This window comes from Robertmurraya sp. FSL W8-0741, from assembly GCF_038004005.1.
Lineage (GTDB): Bacteria > Bacillota > Bacilli > Bacillales > Cytobacillaceae > Robertmurraya > Robertmurraya siralis.
In genome coordinates this window covers 258,910-279,994 of record NZ_JBBOQG010000001.1, presented here as the reverse complement: position 1 = coordinate 279,994, position 21,085 = coordinate 258,910, and the positions used below count along the sequence as shown (strand labels likewise).

The 21,085-nt window shown below is 40.5% G+C and carries 21 protein-coding genes and 1 other annotated feature; of the genes, 20 read left to right on the top strand and 1 reads right to left on the bottom strand.

Features of this window, described 5'->3' with window-relative positions:
- Positions 1-14: 14 nt before the first annotated feature.
- The 11 genes from rplA to tuf all read left to right on the top strand — a co-directional run bounded on the left by rplA (position 15) and on the right by tuf (position 15,211).
- A complete protein-coding gene (gene rplA, locus NST02_RS01415; protein WP_444544519.1) occupies positions 15-755 on the top strand; it encodes a 50S ribosomal protein L1 in 741 nt (246 codons plus the stop codon).
- A gap of 56 nt (positions 756-811) precedes the next feature.
- Positions 812-962, top strand: a sequence feature (ribosomal protein L10 leader region).
- Between the two features lie 126 nt (positions 963-1,088).
- Positions 1,089-1,589: a 50S ribosomal protein L10 gene (gene rplJ, locus NST02_RS01410; RefSeq protein WP_095313695.1), complete on the top strand. Its 501-nt coding sequence runs from the start codon at positions 1,089-1,091 to the stop codon at positions 1,587-1,589.
- A gap of 61 nt (positions 1,590-1,650) precedes the next feature.
- A complete protein-coding gene (gene rplL, locus NST02_RS01405; RefSeq protein ID WP_095313699.1) occupies positions 1,651-2,016 on the top strand; it encodes a 50S ribosomal protein L7/L12 in 366 nt (121 codons plus the stop codon).
- Positions 2,017-2,109: 93 nt separating this feature from the next.
- On the top strand, positions 2,110-2,715 hold the full coding sequence (locus tag NST02_RS01400) for a class I SAM-dependent methyltransferase (protein ID WP_095313702.1): 606 nt from the start codon (positions 2,110-2,112) through the stop codon (positions 2,713-2,715).
- A gap of 273 nt (positions 2,716-2,988) precedes the next feature.
- The gene (gene rpoB, locus NST02_RS01395; RefSeq protein ID WP_095313704.1) at positions 2,989-6,546 is read left to right on the top strand and encodes a DNA-directed RNA polymerase subunit beta; all 3,558 of its coding nucleotides are present in this window, start codon (positions 2,989-2,991) and stop codon (positions 6,544-6,546) included.
- A 129-nt stretch (positions 6,547-6,675) separates the two neighbouring features.
- The gene (rpoC, locus tag NST02_RS01390; RefSeq protein WP_095313706.1) at positions 6,676-10,275 is read left to right on the top strand and encodes a DNA-directed RNA polymerase subunit beta'; all 3,600 of its coding nucleotides are present in this window, start codon (positions 6,676-6,678) and stop codon (positions 10,273-10,275) included.
- Positions 10,276-10,495: 220 nt separating this feature from the next.
- On the top strand, positions 10,496-10,744 hold the full coding sequence (locus NST02_RS01385) for a 50S ribosomal protein L7ae-like protein (protein WP_095313708.1): 249 nt from the start codon (positions 10,496-10,498) through the stop codon (positions 10,742-10,744).
- A 102-nt stretch (positions 10,745-10,846) separates the two neighbouring features.
- Positions 10,847-11,269 (top strand): 30S ribosomal protein S12, encoded by a 423-nt coding sequence (gene rpsL / locus NST02_RS01380; RefSeq protein ID WP_095313710.1) that lies wholly within the window; start codon positions 10,847-10,849, stop codon positions 11,267-11,269.
- A 38-nt stretch (positions 11,270-11,307) separates the two neighbouring features.
- On the top strand, positions 11,308-11,778 hold the full coding sequence (gene rpsG / locus NST02_RS01375; RefSeq protein WP_019157082.1) for a 30S ribosomal protein S7: 471 nt from the start codon (positions 11,308-11,310) through the stop codon (positions 11,776-11,778).
- A 46-nt stretch (positions 11,779-11,824) separates the two neighbouring features.
- On the top strand, positions 11,825-13,903 hold the full coding sequence (gene fusA, locus NST02_RS01370) for an elongation factor G (RefSeq protein ID WP_095313712.1): 2,079 nt from the start codon (positions 11,825-11,827) through the stop codon (positions 13,901-13,903).
- 120 nt (positions 13,904-14,023) lie between these two features.
- A complete protein-coding gene (gene tuf, locus NST02_RS01365) occupies positions 14,024-15,211 on the top strand; it encodes an elongation factor Tu (protein ID WP_095313715.1) in 1,188 nt (395 codons plus the stop codon).
- A 98-nt stretch (positions 15,212-15,309) separates the two neighbouring features.
- Here the strand turns inward: tuf and NST02_RS01360 are convergent, their stop codons facing one another.
- Positions 15,310-15,678, bottom strand: coding sequence for a winged helix-turn-helix transcriptional regulator (locus NST02_RS01360; RefSeq protein WP_095313717.1), 369 nt, complete (start codon positions 15,676-15,678; stop codon positions 15,310-15,312).
- A gap of 121 nt (positions 15,679-15,799) precedes the next feature.
- Between NST02_RS01360 and NST02_RS01355 the strand changes: the two genes are divergently transcribed.
- The 9 genes from NST02_RS01355 (at position 15,800) to rpsC (ending at position 21,084) form a co-directional block, all read left to right on the top strand.
- Complete coding sequence (locus NST02_RS01355) at positions 15,800-16,417, top strand: nitroreductase family protein (protein ID WP_095313719.1); 618 nt, start codon at positions 15,800-15,802, stop codon at positions 16,415-16,417.
- A 496-nt stretch (positions 16,418-16,913) separates the two neighbouring features.
- Complete coding sequence (rpsJ, locus tag NST02_RS01350) at positions 16,914-17,222, top strand: 30S ribosomal protein S10 (protein WP_003354783.1); 309 nt, start codon at positions 16,914-16,916, stop codon at positions 17,220-17,222.
- Between the two features lie 79 nt (positions 17,223-17,301).
- Positions 17,302-17,928: a 50S ribosomal protein L3 gene (gene rplC / locus NST02_RS01345; protein ID WP_095313721.1), complete on the top strand. Its 627-nt coding sequence runs from the start codon at positions 17,302-17,304 to the stop codon at positions 17,926-17,928.
- A 28-nt stretch (positions 17,929-17,956) separates the two neighbouring features.
- Positions 17,957-18,580 (top strand): 50S ribosomal protein L4, encoded by a 624-nt coding sequence (gene rplD / locus NST02_RS01340; RefSeq protein ID WP_095313723.1) that lies wholly within the window; start codon positions 17,957-17,959, stop codon positions 18,578-18,580.
- Positions 18,580-18,864, top strand: coding sequence for a 50S ribosomal protein L23 (gene rplW / locus NST02_RS01335; RefSeq protein WP_095313724.1), 285 nt, complete (start codon positions 18,580-18,582; stop codon positions 18,862-18,864). Before rplD ends, rplW begins: the two co-directional genes overlap by 1 nt.
- A gap of 31 nt (positions 18,865-18,895) precedes the next feature.
- Positions 18,896-19,726, top strand: a complete 831-nt coding sequence (rplB, locus tag NST02_RS01330; protein WP_095313727.1) for a 50S ribosomal protein L2 — start codon at positions 18,896-18,898, stop codon at positions 19,724-19,726.
- 60 nt (positions 19,727-19,786) lie between these two features.
- Entirely contained in the window at positions 19,787-20,065 is a 279-nt protein-coding gene (gene rpsS, locus NST02_RS01325; protein WP_095313729.1) for a 30S ribosomal protein S19, read from the top strand.
- A 17-nt stretch (positions 20,066-20,082) separates the two neighbouring features.
- On the top strand, positions 20,083-20,424 hold the full coding sequence (gene rplV, locus NST02_RS01320) for a 50S ribosomal protein L22 (protein ID WP_095313732.1): 342 nt from the start codon (positions 20,083-20,085) through the stop codon (positions 20,422-20,424).
- 3 nt (positions 20,425-20,427) lie between these two features.
- Positions 20,428-21,084 (top strand): 30S ribosomal protein S3, encoded by a 657-nt coding sequence (gene rpsC, locus NST02_RS01315; RefSeq protein WP_019157091.1) that lies wholly within the window; start codon positions 20,428-20,430, stop codon positions 21,082-21,084.
- The last annotated feature ends 1 nt before the right edge of the window (position 21,085 follow it).

The following is a 21,085-nucleotide window of genomic DNA, read 5'->3' as shown; positions in this document are numbered from 1 at the left end:
CCTCGCTTTTCGCAGTGGGAGGTTATTCCGCTAAAACCACATTTCAAGGAGGAAATAAAATGACTAAAAAAGGTAAGAAGTATTTAGAAGCTACAAAGCTTGTAGATCGTCTAAAAGCTTATCCTGTAGAAGAAGCAATTGATCTTGCAAAGAAAACAAATTTTGCTAAATTTGATGCAACTGTTGAAGCGGCTTTTCGTTTAGGGGTTGATCCTAAGAAAGCCGACCAGCAAATCCGTGGAGCTGTTGTTCTTCCAAACGGAACCGGTAAAACTCAACGTGTATTAGTTTTTGCTAAAGGCGAAAAAATGAAAGAAGCAGAAGCTGCTGGTGCAGATTATGTAGGAGATGCAGAGTATATCAACAAAATCAACCAAGGTTGGTTCGAGTTTGATGTTATCGTGGCTACTCCAGATATGATGGGTGAAGTTGGTAAGCTTGGTCGTGTATTAGGACCTAAAGGTTTAATGCCAAATCCTAAAACTGGTACCGTTACTTTTGATGTAACGAAAGCAGTTAATGAAATCAAAGCTGGTAAAGTAGAATACCGTGTTGATAAATCTGGTAACGTTCATGTGCCAATTGGAAAAGCTTCATTTGAAAATGAAAAATTAGTTGAAAACTTCAACACAATTTTCGATACATTGATGAAGGCGAAGCCAGCGGCAGCAAAAGGAACGTACATGAAAAATGTAACAGTTACGACAACAATGGGACCGGGAGTTAAGGTTGATCCTTCTTCTGTTGCAAAATAATTAAAATATAAATTGACAATCAGGATTGTATTTTATATAATAAATTCTGTTGTGAAAAATAAATAACATTTGTACCGCAGACAGTAGGGGCCTTTCGGCTTAAATTTTCCCTACCGAGGTCATACGATAGATGAATGAATTAGTTGTACTGCGACTATTGTATACTTCCTCCATGTCTGTTTGATGTGGAGGTTTTTATTTTATTTAGCCGGATTTGACCTCGGGCTGAATAAAATAAAGTCTCCGGCGGATGCCTTCTTACCTGAGTGGGCGCAAAACCGCCAAGGCGCATTTGAATCGGTATAAGTGTAGAAATCTACAGGAGGTGTAAAGATGGGCAACGCTATCGAACAAAAGCAAACAATCGTTGACGAAATTGCTGGTAAATTAAAATCAAGTGTTTCAACAGTTGTTGTTGATTACCGTGGTTTAAACGTTGCAGAAGTAACTGAACTTCGTAAACAGCTTCGTGAAGCTGGAATCGAATTCAAAGTGTACAAAAACACTTTAACTCGCCGTGCTGCAGAAGCTACTGAACTTACTGGATTGAATGAGGTTCTTACAGGACCAAACGCAATTGCGTTCAGTACAGAAGATGTAGTTGCACCAGCGAAAATTCTTAATGAATTTGCGAAAAAGCACGAGGCTCTTGAAATTAAAGCAGGTGTTATCGAAGGAAATGTAGCAACAGTTGATGACATTAAAGCTCTTGCAGATCTACCATCCCGCGAAGGCTTACTTTCTATGTTACTCAGCGTGCTTCAAGCACCTATCCGCAACCTTGCTCTTGCTACAAAAGCTGTGGCAGATCAAAAAGAAGAACAAGGCGCATAAATCAGAAATTTTGATTGGGTTTTAAAAATAAACGAAAACATTCCAAGGAGGAAATTAAATCATGACTAAAGAACAAATCATTGAAGCAGTTAAAAACATGACTGTTTTAGAATTAAATGACCTAGTAAAAGCTATTGAAGAAGAATTTGGCGTAACTGCTGCTGCTCCTGTAGCCGTTATGGGTGGAGCTGCTGCTGGCGGTGCTGCTGAAGAAAAAACTGAATTTGATGTTGTTCTTGCTTCTGCAGGAGATCAAAAAATCAAAGTTATCAAGGTTGTTCGTGAAATCACAGGTCTTGGACTTAAAGAAGCAAAAGAACTTGTTGATAACACTCCAAAACCACTTAAAGAAGGAGCTTCTAAAGAGGAAGCTGAAGAAATCAAAGCTAAGCTTGAAGAAGTTGGAGCTGGCGTAGAGGTTAAGTAATTTCGTTCATGAATAAAAAGCTCGCTAATACAGCGGGCTTTTTTGTGTTTCAGTATAAAGTTTTTTATAATGCATGTAGAAAGAGGTGGAACGATGTCTGAACATTATTATTCACGGGAACAGAGGGTTGAGAGTAATCCGAAGCATTGGAACTTTACTTTACGAGGGTGCGATCTGAAATTTAAGACGGATAATGGTGTTTTTTCAAAAGGAGAGGTCGATTTTGGGTCAAGGCTATTGGTGGAATCGTTTCGTTTGCCGGAAATAGCGGGCGATCTTTTGGATGTTGGCTGCGGCTATGGTCCGATCGGATTGGCTTTGGCGAAAGATACAGGACGTCATGTCCATATGGTCGATGTCAACGAAAGAGCTTTATCCTTGGCGAAGGAGAATGCTGAAATAAATGGCATATCGAAGGTATCGATCTATGAAAGTGACTGTCTCACAAATGTCAAGCAGCAACAATTTGCTGCGATCTTAACGAATCCGCCTATTCGCGCTGGTAAAAAAATCGTTCATCAAATTTTTGAACAAAGCTTTTCTTATTTGAAGGATGGGGGAGAACTTTGGGTTGTCATTCAAAAAAAGCAAGGAGCTCCTTCTGCAATTGAAAAAATAAGCGCGCTTTTTGGTGATGTAGAAACGGTTGAAAAGAAAAAAGGTTATTTTATTTTACGTGCAAAAAAATATTTGACTTGACATTTTCACTATGATAATATTATACAATGCCAACATAATATAAACTGGTGTAATTACTAATTTCAACGAAAATTGTATAAAGTTGGTTTAGTAAGGAAAAACTAACAAAATAATAGTTCGTAATGTGAAAAATGTGGTTTTTGAGAATAAAACCCTTTTTCTTTTTTGTCTTATAAGATAAGGCCTTTTGGATTGTTTTAGCCAATCAAGGCGCCTTTATTCTATAAGACAGCAATAGATGCACTATAACGCTTGATTTGAGGGGTGAATCAGTTGACAGGTCAACTAGTTCAGTATGGACGACACCGTAGGCGGAGAAGTTACGCACGAATCAGTGAAGTATTAGAATTACCAAATCTTATTGAAATCCAAACCTCTTCTTATCAATGGTTTTTGGATGAAGGATTGCGTGAGATGTTTCAGGATATTTCACCGATCGAGGACTTCACTGGTAATCTGTCTCTTGAGTTTATTGATTACAGCCTTGGCGAACCAAAGTATTCCGTTGAGGAATCGAAGGAACGAGATGTTACATATTCAGCGCCATTGCGAGTAAAAGTTCGTCTTGTCAATAAAGAGACGGGCGAGGTGAAGGATCAGGATGTCTTCATGGGAGATTTTCCTTTGATGACAGAAACCGGAACCTTTGTTATTAACGGGGCGGAACGGGTTATCGTTTCGCAATTAGTACGCTCTCCAAGTGTGTACTATAGCGGAAAAGTTGATAAAAATGGTAAAAGAGGTTTCGCTGCCACTGTAATTCCGAACCGTGGTGCTTGGTTAGAGTATGAAACTGATGCCAAAGATGTGGTTTACGTAAGGATAGATCGTACGAGGAAATTACCTGTTACGGTTCTTTTGCGTGCACTTGGGTTTGGTTCTGATCAAGAGATTCTTGATTTAATCGGAGAGAACGAATACATTCGTAATACTCTCGAAAAAGACAACACAGAAGGCACAGATAAAGCGTTATTGGAAATTTATGAGCGTCTACGTCCAGGTGAACCACCGACCGTAGAGAACGCGAAAAGCTTATTGGTTTCTCGATTTTTTGATCCGAAGCGCTACGATTTAGCGAATGTAGGGCGTTATAAGATTAATAAGAAACTTCACATAAAGAATCGTTTATTTAATCAGCGTTTAGCAGAAACACTTGTCGATCCTGAAACAGGCGAAATCATTGCTGAAAAAGGAGCGCTGCTTGATCGACGTACGTTAGATCGTATTATTCCACATTTAGAGAAAAATATTGGATTCAAAACGATCACTCCTGTTGGTGGTGTCGTTGAGAACGATGTTTTACTTCAATCAATTAAAATATATGCTCCAAATGAAGATGGAGAGAAAGTTATTAATGTTATTGGAAATGCCTATGTAGAAGAAGCTGTCAAGAACATTTCTCCGGCAGATATCATTGCTTCTATTAGTTATTTCTTTAACTTGCTCTATGGAGTAGGGGACACAGATGATATCGATCATTTAGGAAATCGTCGTCTTCGTTCAGTTGGCGAGCTTTTACAAAACCAGTTCCGCATCGGGTTGTCTCGTATGGAACGTGTGGTTCGTGAAAGAATGTCGATTCAAGATACGAATACGATTACTCCACAACAATTGATCAATATTCGTCCAGTGATCGCTTCTATTAAAGAATTCTTTGGAAGCTCACAGTTGTCTCAATTTATGGATCAGACGAATCCATTAGCGGAGCTTACGCATAAGCGTCGTCTATCTGCATTAGGACCAGGTGGTTTAACGCGCGAACGGGCAGGGATGGAAGTGCGTGACGTTCACTATTCCCACTATGGCCGTATGTGTCCGATTGAAACACCTGAAGGGCCAAACATCGGCTTGATCAACTCTTTATCTTCCTATGCAAAGGTGAACCGCTTTGGTTTCATTGAAACTCCTTACCGTCGCGTTGATCCTGAAACAGGAAAAGTAACGAATCAAATTGATTACTTAACTGCTGATGAAGAAGATAACTACGTTGTAGCCCAAGCGAATGCGCGTTTAGCTGAAGATGGCTCTTTCTTAGATGAAGATATTATTTCACGTTTTCGCGGAGAAAATACAGTTGTAAAAAGAGAACGTATTGATTATATGGATGTTTCTCCTAAACAGGTAGTATCTGCTGCAACTGCATGTATCCCGTTCTTGGAAAACGATGATTCGAACCGTGCCTTGATGGGTGCGAACATGCAGCGACAAGCGGTACCACTTATGCAACCAGAGGCACCGCGTGTAGGTACAGGGATGGAGTATGTCTCCGGTAAAGATTCTGGAGCTGCTGTTATCTGTAAGCACGAAGGTATTGTTGAGCATGTGGAAGCAAGAGAAGTATGGGTTCGTCGCATGACTGTCGTAGATGGTCAAGAAGTGAAAGGGAACCTTGATAAATACCGGATGTTGAAGTTTGTCCGTTCTAACCAAGGTACTTGTTACAACCAGCGTCCAATCGTCGCTGTTGGCGATCGTGTGACAAAAGGAGAAATTCTTGCAGATGGACCTTCGATGGAACTTGGAGAACTTGCGCTTGGACGAAATGTATTAGTTGCATTCATGACATGGGATGGTTATAACTATGAGGATGCCATTATCATGAGTGAACGTCTTGTTAAAGATGATGTTTATACTTCAATTCATATTGAAGAGTATGAATCAGAATCCCGCGATACAAAATTAGGACCAGAGGAAATCACTCGTGATATTCCAAACGTTGGGGAAGATGCGCTAAGAAATCTTGATGAGCGTGGGATTATTCGCATCGGTGCGGAAGTAAAGGACGGGGATTTGCTAGTCGGTAAAGTAACCCCTAAAGGAGTAACAGAGCTTACTGCGGAAGAACGTTTATTACATGCGATTTTCGGTGAGAAGGCTCGTGAAGTTCGTGATACATCGCTTCGTGTACCACATGGTGGCGGAGGGATTGTTCATGACGTAAAAGTCTTCAACCGTGAAGATGGTGATGAACTTCCTCCAGGTGTGAACCAGTTAGTTCGTGTTTATATCGTTCAAAAACGGAAAATTCACGAAGGAGATAAAATGGCCGGACGTCACGGTAACAAAGGGGTTATCTCTCGTATTTTACCAGAAGAGGATATGCCGTATTTACCGGATGGAACGCCAGTTGATATTATGTTAAACCCACTAGGGGTTCCTTCTCGAATGAACATCGGTCAGGTGTTAGAGCTTCATTTAGGTATGGCTGCGAGACAGCTAGGCATTCATGTAGCTTCACCGGTATTCGACGGTGCAACTGAGGAAGATGTGTGGTCCACGATAGAAGAAGCAGGAATGGATCGCGACGCAAAAACAATCCTTTATGATGGCCGGTCTGGTGAGCCGTTCGATAATCGCGTTTCTGTCGGGGTTATGTACATGATTAAGCTTGCTCACATGGTTGACGATAAGCTCCATGCTCGTTCAACAGGTCCTTATTCACTTGTTACTCAGCAGCCACTTGGTGGTAAAGCTCAGTTCGGTGGACAAAGATTTGGAGAAATGGAAGTTTGGGCATTAGAGGCCTATGGTGCGGCTTATACCCTACAAGAAATTTTAACCGTAAAATCCGATGACGTCGTTGGTCGTGTGAAAACATACGAAGCGATCGTCAAAGGTGAAAATGTCCCTGAACCAGGTGTCCCTGAATCATTCCGCGTATTGATGAAAGAACTTCAAAGCTTAGGGATGGATGTTAAAATCCTTTCTGGCGATGAAAAGGAAATTGAAATGCGCGATTTAGAGGATGATGAAGAGGGGCAAGTAGAATCATTAACCGTCGCTCCTGTCAGTGAGGAAATAGAATCCGAAAAAGTTGGGATACAAGAATAACTTACACTGTACGAGTTCATGAAATCATGCGCAGTTTCTCTCTGTTGTTACGGGGGGAAACTGCGGAAAATTGTAATCATAGATTAGCAAAAAGGGTAAAACCTGTAGATCAAAAGGGAGGTAGGCCCCTTGCTGGATGTCAATAATTTTGAGTATATGAAGATCGGTCTAGCTTCACCCGACAAAATTCGCTCTTGGTCATTTGGTGAAGTGAAAAAACCAGAAACAATTAACTATCGTACATTAAAACCAGAAAAAGATGGTCTTTTCTGCGAACGTATTTTTGGACCACAAAAGGACTGGGAATGCCATTGCGGAAAATACAAACGTGTTCGTTATAAAGGCGTTGTTTGTGACCGCTGTGGTGTTGAAGTTACCAGAGCTAAGGTTCGTCGTGAGCGTATGGGACATATTGAATTAGCTGCTCCTGTCTCACATATTTGGTATTTCAAAGGAATCCCAAGCAGAATGGGATTAATTTTAGATATGTCTCCACGTGCTTTAGAAGAAGTCATTTATTTTGCTTCGTATGTGGTTACTGAACCAGGTGACACACCGCTAGAAAAGAAACAACTTTTATCTGAGAAAGAATACCGTGCATATCGTGATAAATACGGTAATAAATTTCAAGCTTCTATGGGTGCAGAATCGATTAAAAAGCTTTTGACTGATATCGATCTCGATAAAGAAGTTGATTTCTTAAAAGAAGAATTAAAAACAGCTCAAGGTCAACGTCGTACAAGAGCGATTAAACGACTTGAAGTGTTAGAAGCATTCCGTAATTCAGGAAATGAGCCATCTTGGATGATTTTAGATGTGCTTCCAGTTATTCCACCGGAGCTTCGCCCGATGGTTCAATTGGATGGGGGACGTTTTGCGACATCCGATTTAAATGATCTATATCGTCGAGTGATTAACCGCAATAACCGCCTAAAGCGGCTATTAGATTTAGGAGCACCAAGCATCATCGTACAAAACGAAAAACGTATGCTTCAAGAAGCTGTCGATGCATTAATTGATAACGGTCGTCGTGGGCGCCCAGTTACTGGACCTGGTAATCGTCCGTTAAAATCTCTTTCACATATGCTTAAAGGGAAACAAGGACGCTTCCGTCAAAACCTTCTTGGTAAGCGTGTTGACTATTCAGGACGTTCCGTTATCGTAGTTGGACCGAACCTAAAGATGTATCAATGCGGATTACCGAAGGAAATGGCGATTGAACTATTTAAGCCTTTCGTAATGAAGGAGCTTGTTGAAAAAGGATTAGCTCATAATATCAAATCGGCAAAGCGTAAAATCGAGCGTTTATCTCCTGAGATTTGGGATGTGCTTGAAGATGTCATTAAGGAGCATCCGGTTCTTTTAAACCGCGCCCCTACTCTACACAGACTTGGGATTCAGGCCTTTGAACCAACTCTTGTAGAAGGTCGTGCTATTCGCCTTCACCCACTTGTATGTACAGCATACAATGCGGACTTTGATGGTGACCAAATGGCAGTACACGTTCCGTTATCTGCTGAAGCACAAGCAGAAGCAAGACTTCTTATGCTTGCAGCACAAAACATTCTCAACCCTAAGGATGGGAAGCCGGTTGTTACTCCATCGCAGGATATGGTCCTTGGTAACTATTACCTTACACTAGAACGTGAGAATGCTGTTGGCGAAGGAATGGTCTTTAAGGATACAAATGAAGCATTAATTGCTTACCAAAACGGTTATGTTCATCTGCATACTCGTGTAGCTGTTCATGCAGGATCTTTAAATAACGAAACATTTACAGAAGAACAAAATAATATGCTTCTTATTACAACAGTAGGTAAACTGATTTTTAATGAGATTTTACCAGAATCATTCCCTTACATTAATGAACCTACAAAAAGTAATTTAGAAGAGGAAACTCCGAAGAAATACTTTGTAGAAAAGGGTGCGGATGTAAAAGAAATCATTAAAAGCTTACCGTTGGTAGACCCATTCAAGAAGAAAATTCTTGGGAATATCATTGCTGAAGTATTTAAGCGATTCAAAATTACTGAAACCTCTAAAATGCTTGACCGCATGAAGAATCTTGGTTTCAAATATTCTACAAAAGCTGGTATCACAGTTGGTGTAGCAGATATCGTTGTATTGAAAGAAAAGCAAGAAATTATCGAAGAAGCACAAAGCAAAGTAGATAACGTGATGAAGCAATTCAGACGTGGATTAATCACGGAAGATGAGCGCTACGATCGGGTAATCTCTATTTGGAGTGCAGCGAAAGATAATATACAAGCAAAACTGATGAAATCATTAGAGAAGACAAATCCAATCTTTATGATGAGTGACTCAGGTGCCCGTGGTAACGCATCAAACTTCACCCAGCTTGCTGGTATGCGTGGATTGATGGCGAACCCGGCTGGACGTATCATTGAGTTGCCGATTATCTCAAGTTTCCGTGAAGGTTTGACCGTATTAGAGTACTTTATCTCTACGCACGGTGCCCGTAAAGGTCTTGCAGATACTGCACTTAAAACGGCTGACTCTGGTTACTTAACACGCCGTCTTGTCGATGTAGCTCAAGATGTCATCGTTCGTGAAGATGATTGTGGCACAGATAGAGGCTTGTTGGTAAGTGCATTACGTGATGGAACAGAAATTATCGAATCTCTAGATGAGCGCCTAATCGGTCGTTATGCTAGAAGAGCGATTAAACACCCTGAAACGAATGAAGTAATTGTTCCAGAAAATGAATTAATCACAGAAGATTTAGCTGCTGAGATTACGGAAGCGAATATTGAAGAGGTATGGATTCGCTCAGCCTTTACATGTAATACTCGCCACGGCGTATGTAAAAAATGCTACGGTCGTAACCTTGCAACTGGTCAAGAAGTTGAAGTGGGTGAAGCGGTTGGTATTATCGCTGCTCAATCCATTGGTGAGCCAGGTACACAGTTAACAATGCGTACATTCCACACAGGTGGGGTTGCTGGAGACGATATTACACAAGGTCTACCGCGTATTCAAGAAATCTTTGAAGCACGTAATCCAAAAGGTCAAGCGGTTATATCTGAAATTGAAGGTGTTGTCGTCGGCATTAATGAAGGCCGTGATCGCCAACATGAGATCGTTGTTCAAGGGGAAATTGAATCACGTACGTACACGGCTCCTTATACTGCTCGCTTAAAGGTTGTTGTTAATGATCGTGTAGAACGAGGTCAGGAACTCACAGAAGGTTCAATCGATCCGAAAGAACTTATTAAAGTAAAGGATGTAACAGCTGTTCAAGAGTACTTGCTTAAAGAAGTACAGAAGGTATATCGAATGCAGGGGGTTGAAATTGGCGATAAGCACGTGGAAGTAATGGTTCGTCAAATGCTTCGCAAAATCCGTGTCGTCGATGCAGGGGAAACAGATGTTTTACCAGGTTCCTTACTCGATATTCACCAATTTACAGATGCAAACGAAAAAGCCTTGCTTGAAGGAAAATTACCAGCAACCGGTCGTCCAGTATTGCTTGGTATCACGAAAGCTTCCCTTGAAACAGATTCCTTCTTATCCGCTGCGTCTTTCCAAGAAACGACAAGAGTTCTTACAGATGCTGCGATTAAAGGAAAACGTGATGAGTTACTAGGATTAAAGGAAAATGTCATTATTGGTAAACTTGTTCCAGCCGGTACGGGTATGCAACGCTACCGTAAAGCGGAACCAGTTGCCGCAATCGAAGAATCTGAAGATGTTGTAACAGTTGAGTAAAGTTAACAATGAACAATGCGGTGCTTACCAAATGGTGAGTACCGCATTTTTAGAATGGGTTTTGAAATAGCTGTGTGAGTGGAAGAGTTGAAGCGGAGCAAAAACTAACAATGACAAACCACTTCTAATAAAATTTTTAAACTTTTATTGACATTGGTTTTAGAAAATGCTAATATAGCAAAGGTGCTCCTATTACCTGTTACTTTGGAGGATATGATCGATGTCTTATGAAAAAGTATTGCAGGCGAAAAAAATTATAGTAGGAACAAAGCAGACGGTAAAAGCGCTGAGGAATGGAAACGTAAAAGAAGTACTAGTGGCGTCTGATGCTGATCCCCATGTGACAGCTTCAGTTGTAAGTACAGCTAAAGAAACAAACACCCCGGTAATCTATGTTGATTCTATGAAATCACTAGGGAAAGCTTGTGGCATAGAAGTTGCCGCATCTACCGTTGCGATAACCCATTAAAAACTGTTTTTGCAGATTAACTGCAAGGACTTTGTTTTTTGTTTCAAAATGAACCACCTGGATGTGTGGGCTTAAATGAAAAAGTGAAGGGAGGAAACATAAATGCCTACTATTAACCAATTAGTGCGCAAGCCTCGTAAATCAAAAGAGGAAAAGTCAAAATCACCAGCACTTAACAAAGGTTATAACAGCTTCAAAAAAGCACAAACTGATGTATCATCTCCACAAAAACGCGGTGTTTGTACTCGTGTTGGTACAATGACTCCGAAGAAACCGAACTCAGCGTTACGTAAATATGCTCGTGTGCGTTTAACAAACGGCATTGAGGTAACTGCATATATTCCTGGTATCGGACACAATCTTCAAGAGCACAGTGTAGTATTAATCCGCGGCGGACGTGTAAAAGACTTACCGGGGGTACGTTATCACATCGTTCGTGGAGCTTTAGATACAGCTGGAGTAAACAACCGTATGCAAGGTCGTTCTAAATACGGTACGAAGAAACCAAAAGAATCAAAGAAATAAAAACTTAAAAATAAGCTTCTTTGAAAGGAGGAAGAAATATGCCACGTAAAGGTCCTGTAGCAAAAAGAGATGTATTACCAGATCCAATTTACAATTCAAAGTTAATTACTCGTTTAATCAACAAAATGATGGTTGATGGTAAAAGAGGTAAGTCACAATCTATCCTTTACTCATCATTTGATATTATTCGTGAACGTACTGGCAAAGACCCAATGGAAGTATTTGATCAAGCCCTTAAGAACATTATGCCTGTTCTTGAAGTAAGAGCACGCCGTGTAGGTGGATCTAACTACCAAGTACCAGTAGAGGTGCGTCCAGAGCGCCGTACTACTTTAGGTCTTCGCTGGTTAGTAAATTATTCACGTCTTCGTGGTGAAAAGACAATGGAAGAGCGTCTTGCTAACGAAATTCTTGATGCAGCTAACAACACTGGTGCATCAGTGAAGAAACGTGAAGATACACATAAAATGGCTGAAGCAAACAAAGCATTTGCACATTATCGTTGGTAATCTCTTTTTAATAAAAAATACACTCATATGGAAGGAGAAAAACTGAATGGCAAGAGAGTTCTCCTTAGAAAATACTCGCAATATCGGTATCATGGCTCACATTGATGCTGGTAAAACAACAACAACTGAGCGCGTACTCTATTATACTGGTCGTATTCATAAGATCGGTGAAACACATGAAGGTGCGTCTCAAATGGACTGGATGGAGCAAGAGCAAGAACGTGGGATTACAATTACATCTGCAGCAACAACTGCACAATGGAAAGGTCACCGCGTTAACATCATCGACACACCGGGACACGTAGACTTCACAGTTGAAGTTGAGCGTTCTCTTCGTGTATTAGATGGTGCGGTAGCTGTTCTTGATGCACAGTCTGGTGTTGAACCACAAACAGAAACAGTTTGGCGTCAAGCAACAACTTATGGAGTTCCACGTGTTGTATTCGTTAATAAAATGGATAAGCTAGGTGCGGACTTCCTTTATTCTTTAAAAACTCTTCATGATCGCTTGCAAGCTAACGCTGTAGCAATCCAATTACCAATTGGAGCAGAAGATGCGTTCGAAGGAATCATTGACCTTGTAGAAATGAAAGCTACTTTCTACGGAAATGACCTTGGAACGGATATTGAAGAGCGTGAAATCCCAGCTGAATATATGGATCAAGCTGAAGAATACCGTGAAAAGTTAATTGAAGCAGTGTCAGAACTTGACGAAGACTTAATGGAAAAATACCTTGGTGGTGAGGAAATCACTACGGATGAGTTAAAAGCTGCTATCCGTAAAGGTACCGTTAATGTTGAATTATACCCAGTTATTTGCGGTTCTGCTTTCAAAAACAAAGGTGTTCAAAAGATGCTAGATGCAGTCATTGATTATCTTCCATCACCATTAGATGTTCCTTCTATTAAAGGTACACTTCCTGATAGTGATGAGGTAGTTGAACGTCATTCAGACGACAACGAGCCGTTCTCTGCACTTGCATTTAAAGTTATGACTGATCCTTATGTTGGTAAATTAACATTCTTCCGCGTATATTCTGGTACATTAAGCTCTGGCTCATATGTACAAAACTCTACAAAAGGTAAGCGTGAGCGCGTAGGACGTATTCTACAAATGCATGCGAATAGCCGTGAAGAGATTTCAATGGTATACGCTGGAGATATCGCAGCTGCAGTTGGTTTAAAGGATACAACAACAGGCGACACTTTATGTGATGAAAAAGCAACGGTTATCCTTGAATCAATGGAATTCCCAGAACCGGTTATTGAATTGTCAATCGAGCCTAAGTCAAAAGCTGACCAAGATAAGATGACAACGGCACTTCAAAAACTACAAGAGGAAGACCCTACATTCCGTGCGCATACGAACCAGGAGACTGGTCAGGTTATCATCGCTGGAATGGGTGAGCTTCACTTAGATATCCTTGTAGACCGTATGAAGCGTGAATTCAAAGTTGAAGCTAATGTTGGTGCGCCACAGGTTGCTTACCGCGAAACAATCCGTACATCTGCTCAAGTTGAAGGAAAGTTCGCACGTCAATCAGGTGGACGTGGACAATACGGACACGTTTGGATTGAATTCTCACCAAACGAAGAAGGAAAAGGCTTCGAATTCGAAAATGGTATCGTCGGTGGTGTCGTTCCTCGTGAATACATCCCTGCTGTTCAAGCTGGACTTGAAGATGCTCTTGAAAGAGGACTTCTTGCAGGCTACCCAGTAGTAGATATTAAAGCAAGACTTTTTGATGGTTCATACCATGATGTTGACTCTTCAGAAATGGCGTTTAAAATCGCTGCTTCTATGGCCCTTAAAAATGCAGCATCAAAATGTAACCCTGTTATTTTAGAGCCGGTGATGAGAGTTGAAGTAATCATCCCTGAAGAATACATGGGAGATATTATGGGTAACATCACTTCCCGTCGCGGACGTGTTGAAGGTATGGATGCTCGTGGTAATGCGCAAGTTGTCCGTGCTATGGTTCCACTTTCTGAAATGTTTGGTTATGCAACAACTTTACGTTCAAGCACTCAAGGTCGTGGAGTATTCTCTATGCACTTTGACCACTACGAAGAAGTGCCAAAATCAATTTCAGAAGAAATCATCAAGAAAAATAAAGGTGAATAATTGATTTTCGCCTGTCTTTAAAGTATAACTACTTATGTACGAAGCTGTAGGAAAGGAATAACTTTTTCCTACGGCATCCATATACTTAAACTTTTCTATATTTAAAGGAGGATTTTCCTAATGGCTAAAGAAAAATTTGACCGTTCAAAACCACACGTTAATATCGGAACTATTGGTCACGTTGACCATGGTAAAACAACTTTAACAGCTGCTATCACAACTGTACTTGCAAAAGCAGGTGGCGGTGAAGCACGCGGCTATGATCAAATCGACAACGCTCCAGAAGAAAAAGAGCGTGGAATCACAATCAACACTTCTCACGTTGAGTATGAAACAGCTAACCGTCACTATGCACACGTTGACTGCCCAGGGCATGCTGACTATGTTAAGAACATGATCACTGGTGCTGCTCAAATGGACGGCGGTATCTTAGTAGTATCTGCTGCTGATGGTCCAATGCCACAAACTCGTGAACATATCCTACTTTCTCGTAACGTAGGTCTTGCACACTTGGTTGTATTCATGAACAAGTGTGATATGGTAGACGACGAAGAACTTCTTGAATTAGTAGAAATGGAAGTTCGTGACCTATTATCAGAATATGAATTCCCTGGTGATGATATTCCTGTAATCAAGGGTTCTGCTCTTAAAGCTCTTGAAGGAGATGCAGCTTGGGAAGAAAAAATCATTGAATTAATGAATGCTGTTGACGAATATGTTCCAAATCCAACTCGTGAGACTGATAAGCCATTCATGATGCCTGTTGAGGACGTATTCTCTATCACTGGTCGTGGAACAGTTGCTACTGGCCGTGTTGAACGTGGTCAAGTTAAAGTTGGTGACGTGGTTGAGATCATTGGTCTTGCTGAAGAGCCAAAATCTACTACAGTAACTGGAGTAGAAATGTTCCGTAAACTTCTTGATTATGCTGAAGCTGGAGACAACATTGGAGCACTTCTTCGTGGGGTTGCTCGTGAAGAAATCCAACGTGGTCAAGTACTTGCTAAACCAGGTTCAATTACACCACACACAAAATTTAAAGCTGAAGTTTACGTATTATCTAAAGACGAAGGTGGACGTCATACTCCATTCTTCTCAAACTATCGTCCTCAGTTCTACTTCCGTACAACTGATGTAACTGGTGTTGTTAATTTACCAGAAGGTGTAGAAATGGTTATGCCTGGAGATAACATTGAAATGAACGTTGAGCTTATTTCTCCAATCGCAATTGAAGATGGTACTAGATTCTCAATCCGTGAAGGCGGACGTACTGTAGGTTCTGGTGTTGTTACTGCGATTGTTGAGTAATAGCTAGACAATATTAAAAGCAGATAGGTGACGACCTATCTGCTTTTTTTATTTATCTTCTATTCTTAATAGTATTATTTGTGGCTAGAGTTAACGCTTCATCGTTTATTCAATATGTCTTTTTGTTCGACCCATTTATGAATGGCGGAAATGATATCCTGCAATCCTTTCCCATTTGGTGTTAACTCGTATTGAACCTTTTTTAAAGATCCCTCCAAATAACTCTTTCTGACAAGTCCTTCTTTTACTAATTCATTTAATCTTTCGGTGAGAAGTCTGTCCGAAATCCCTTCAATCATTTCCATTAATTCATAATATCTTTTAGGTCCGTCAAGTAAAGTATAAATGATCATCCCTACCCATTTTTGACCGATAAATTCAATAGTTTTTTGATAGTTAACGCAAATACTGCTAGGATGTCCGTTTTGATCCAGTTGGGTTCTGTTGTTGTTTGGAGATGATTCCATTTATGTTCCTCCTAGTTTTATTAATACTTGCATTATAACATGAGAGTTCCTCCTTGACTCATTAACTTACAAATGGTAAGTTAATAAAGCTAATGAATAGTAAGTTTAGGAGGAAATCATAATGTCACAACTTGACGAAATTGTACAACAACGTAAGTCGGTCCGCTCTTACGATCCGAATTATACCATTGCTAAAGAGGAGATTGAAAAGCTGTTGCGTCTTGCTTCAGAGGCTCCATCTTCAAGTAATTTACAGCCATGGCGTGTTATCGTAATCAAAAATAAGGAATTGCAAAAAGAACTGCGTGCTATTGGAAACAACCAAGCTCAAATTGAAGAATCTTCTGCAGTTGTTGCTATTCTTGGTGATTCAGAAGCATACAAAAATGCAGAGGAGATTTTCAATCAAAATGTAGCAGAAGGTCATGTTTCTCAAGAAATTGCCAATAACACCATTAAAAATACGTTAAACTTTTATCCAAACGTTCCTGAAGAAACAAGAAAGCTAATTGCTGCCTATGATGCTGGTGCGTTTGCTATGCAGTTCATGCTACTTGCAAAAGATCGTGGATACGATACAGTGACAATGGGTGGTTTTGATAAGGAAAAGTTTGCTAAGCGTTTTGACTTACCTGCAAATGTATTTCCGATAACGCTAATTGCTATTGGAAAAGCCCAAGCTCCAGCTTTCGGGACATCAAGGGTACCGGTGGAGTCTTTTACTACATTCTATGAGTAATTTTATGACATAGGAGCAAGTTAAAATACTGCTCTTGGAAAAAACGTGTTGTTTTTTTCAAGAGCAAATAATTTTTAAGATTATAGTCGTAGAAAACCACCATACCCACAACAGCGGTGTTCAAAGTCCCCGTAATGAAACTAAAACCCCATCAATCTGATCCAGAGCAATCTTCCATTTCATCAATGCTGGGAGAGCATTAATATTTTCTTAACTTAAATTAATTTCGATGTCCTTTTCATTTAATAGTTCGTCTATTTCCCGTGTACTTGAAAACGTCAGCGGTAGTCTATATAATAGAACAAGTGTGATTGATAAAGAAATGAAATTTAATATTGCATTTCCTTTATGATTCATTGTATAATAGACAATGTTGGTCTTTGACTGCGATGATGTGGAAGGTTGCTGACACACCCGGCCGCTTTGCCATGGCGAGTGTGTGGGAAATTTTCACGGAGAATGTCTATTTTAAAATAGGCGAAAAGGAGGGAAAATAATGGCAAAACAAAAGATTCGTATCCGTTTGAAAGCATATGATCACAGGATTCTTGATCAATCTGCAGAAAAAATTGTGGAAACAGCAAAGCGTTCTGGTGCTGCTGTATCAGGTCCGATACCATTACCAACCGAAAAATCTGTTTATACAATTCTTCGTGCGGTGCATAAGTACAAGGACTCTCGTGAGCAATTTGAGATGCGTACTCATAAGCGTCTAATCGACATTGTGAACCCAACACCACAAACTGTTGATTCATTAATGCGTTTAGACTTACCATCTGGCGTAGATATCGAAATTAAACTTTAATTTTGAACTATAAAAGATGTAACATTGAAACTTCAAACAATGAAATAAAAGATGATAATTAATAGGAGGTGTGACTGTAATGACCAAAGGAATCTTAGGAAGAAAAATCGGTATGACTCAAGTATTTGCTGAAAATGGTGATCTTATCCCGGTAACAGTTGTTGAAGCAGCTCCAAACGTAGTTCTTCAAAAGAAAACTGTTGAAACTGACGGATATGTATCTGTGCAATTAGGTTTTGATGACAAGCGTGAAAAGCTATCAAACAAACCTGAAAAGGGACATGTCGCAAAGGCAAGTACTGCTCCTAAGCGCTTCGTACGTGAATTCCGCGGGGAAGGTTTAGCTGAGTTAGAGATTGGTCAGGAAGTCAAAGTAGATGTATTCGCTGAAGGCGATATCGTAGATGTAACAGGAATCTCAAAGGGTAAAGGTTTCCAAGGCTCTATCAAGCGCCACGGGCAATCTCGCGGACCAATGGCACACGGTTCTCGTTATCACCGTCGCCCAGGTTCTATGGGTCCTGTAGCTCCAAACCGCGTATTTAAAGGTAAAGCATTACCAGGTCGTATGGGTGGCGAGCAAATTACTGTACAAAACCTTGAAATTGTAAAGGTTGACGTTGAACGTAACTTATTATTAATCAAAGGTAACGTACCGGGAGCTAAAAAAGCTCTATTAAAAATCAAAAGTGCGGTTAAAGCATAATCATTAAGGCAGAAAGGAGGAAACAAGAATGCCAAAAGTAACATTGTTTAGCCAAGCTGGATCTCAAGTTGGTGAAATCGAGCTTAATGATTCCATCTTTGGTATTGAGCCTAATAACCATGTGTTATTTGAAGCTGTTGTAGCTCAAAGAGCTTCTTTACGTCAAGGAACTCATAAAACAAAAATCCGTTCTGAAGTAGCTGGCGGTGGTCGTAAGCCATGGCGTCAAAAAGGAACTGGTCGCGCACGTCAAGGTTCGATCCGTTCTCCACAATGGCGCGGAGGTGGTACTGTATTCGGTCCTGTACCTCGCAGCTATAGCTATAAATTACCGAAAAAAGTTCGTCGCTTAGCGATTAAATCGGCATTATCTTCTAAAGTAGTAGAAGAAAACATTTTAGTATTAGAAAGCCTTGCTTTCGAAACTCCAAAAACTAAAGACTTCAAAGGTTTCCTAAAAGGTCTTTCTGTTGATTCAAAAGCACTTATTGTTACAGCTGATTTAGATGAAAACGTAGCATTATCTGCTCGTAACATCCCTGGTGTAACAGTTGTAACTGCTAGTGGAATCAACGTATTGGATGTTTTAGGTCATGACAAGTTAATCATGACAAAAGCAGCGGTTGAAAAAGTAGAGGAGGTGCTTGCATAATGGATGCACGCGAAATCATTAAGCGCCCCGTTATCACTGAACGTTCAACTGATTTAATGACTGAGAAAAAGTACACTTTCGAAGTTGACGTTAGAGCGAATAAAACTCAAGTTAAAGATGCTGTTGAAGAAATCTTCGGCGTTAAAGTTGAGAAAGTAAACGTTCAAAACTATAAAGGTAAATTTAAGCGTATGGGTAAATTTGGCGGTTACACAAATAAACGTCGTAAAGCCATCGTTAAATTAACTGCAGACAGCAAAGAAATCGAATTCTTTGAGGTTTAATTGATTAAAAGAAGAAGAGGAGGGAAAACAAATGGCGATTAAAAAGTATAAACCTACCTCTAATGGTCGTCGCGGTATGACGGTATCTGATTTCGCAGAGATCACAACAGATAAGCCGGAAAAATCATTACTTGCTCCTTTAAAAAGTAAGGGTGGCCGTAACAACCAAGGTAAGTTAACAGTTCGTCATCAAGGTGGCGGTCATAAGCGTCAATATCGTATCATCGATTTTAAACGTAACAAAGATGGCATTCCAGGCCGCGTTGCTACAATCGAATACGATCCAAACCGTTCAGCAAACATTGCATTAATTCATTATGTTGATGGAGAAAAGCGTTACATCCTAGCTCCTAAGAATTTAGAAGTAGGTATGGAAGTAATGTCTGGACCAGAAGCAGATATTAAAGTAGGAAATGCTCTACCTTTAGCAAATATTCCTGTTGGTACAGTCGTACACAACATCGAATTAAAGCCAGGTAAGGGTGGACAATTAGTACGTTCTGCAGGTACGTCTGCACAAGTTCTTGGTAAAGAGGGCAAATACGTACTAGTTCGTTTAAACTCTGGTGAGGTTCGTATGATTCTTGCTACTTGTCGTGCAACTGTAGGTCAAGTTGGTAACGAGCAACATGAACTTATCAACATTGGTAAAGCAGGTCGTTCACGCTGGTTAGGCAAACGCCCAACTGTACGTGGATCTGTTATGAACCCTAACGATCACCCACACGGTGGTGGTGAAGGACGTGCGCCAATCGGACGTAAGTCACCAATGTCACCATGGGGTAAACCAACACTTGGTGCGAAAACTCGTAAGAAAAACAATAAATCAGATAAATTTATCGTACGTCGTCGTAAAAAATAACGGGATTGGGCTACGGTTCCAACTAAGAGCCGTAGGGCAATCGCGAAGGGAGGTTCAATCATGGGTCGCAGCTTAAAAAAAGGACCTTTTGTTGATGAACATTTAATGAACAAGATCGAAAAGCTAAATGAAACAGAAGGCAAACAAGTGGTAAAAACTTGGTCACGCCGTTCTACGATCTTCCCACAATTCATCGGACACACAATCGCTGTTTATGATGGTCGTAAACATGTACCTGTATACGTCACTGAAGACATGGTCGGTCACAAGCTTGGAGAATTTGCTCCAACTCGTACTTACAAAGGTCATGCAAGTGATGACAAGAAAACAAGACGTTAATGAGAGGAGGCATTCAGATGCAAGCAAAAGCTGTTGCAAGAACAGTCCGTATTGCGCCTCGTAAAGCTCGTTTAGTTGTAGATCTAATTCGAGGAAAGCAAGTAGGTGAAGCAGTAGCGATATTAAAACATACGCCAAAAGCTGCTTCTCCAATCGTTGAAAAATTATTAAATTCTGCTATGGCAAATGCCGAGCATAACTACGAAATGGACGTTAATAGCCTTGTAGTTTCGGAAGTTTTCGTTGACGAGGGACCAACTCTAAAACGTTTCCGTCCACGTGCAATGGGTCGTGCAAGTGCAATCAACAAGCGCACTAGCCACATTACAATCGTATTAACAGAAAAGAAGGAGGGATAATCAGTGGGTCAAAAAGTAAATCCAGTCGGTTTGCGTATCGGTGTCATCCGTGATTGGGAGTCTAAGTGGTACGCAGGTAAAGACTATGCTGATCTTTTACACGAAGACCTAAAGGTTCGTGAGTATATCACTAAGCGTTTAAGTGATGCTTCTGTTTCTAAAGTAGAAATCGAGCGTGCTGCTAACCGCGTTAACATCACTATTCATACTGCTAAACCAGGAATGGTTATTGGTAAAGGTGGTACTGAGGTTGAAGCGTTACGTAAAGCTCTTAACTCACTTACTGGCAAACGTGTACACATCAACATTCTTGAAATCAAAAAAGCTGATATCGATGCGAAATTAGTTGCGGAAAACATTGCTCGCCAATTAGAAAACCGCGTATCTTTCCGTCGTGCTCAAAAACAAGTTATTCAACGTGCAATGCGCGCTGGAGCTCAAGGTATCAAAACTATGGTATCTGGTCGTCTTGGCGGAGCTGACATCGCTCGTTCTGAAAGCTATAGCGAAGGAACTGTTCCACTTCATACTCTTCGTGCTGATATCGATTACGCTACTGCTGAAGCAGATACAACTTACGGAAAGCTTGGCGTAAAAGTATGGATCTATAAGGGAGAAGTCCTTCCAACTAAGAAGAAAACTGAGGAAGGAGGCAAATAAT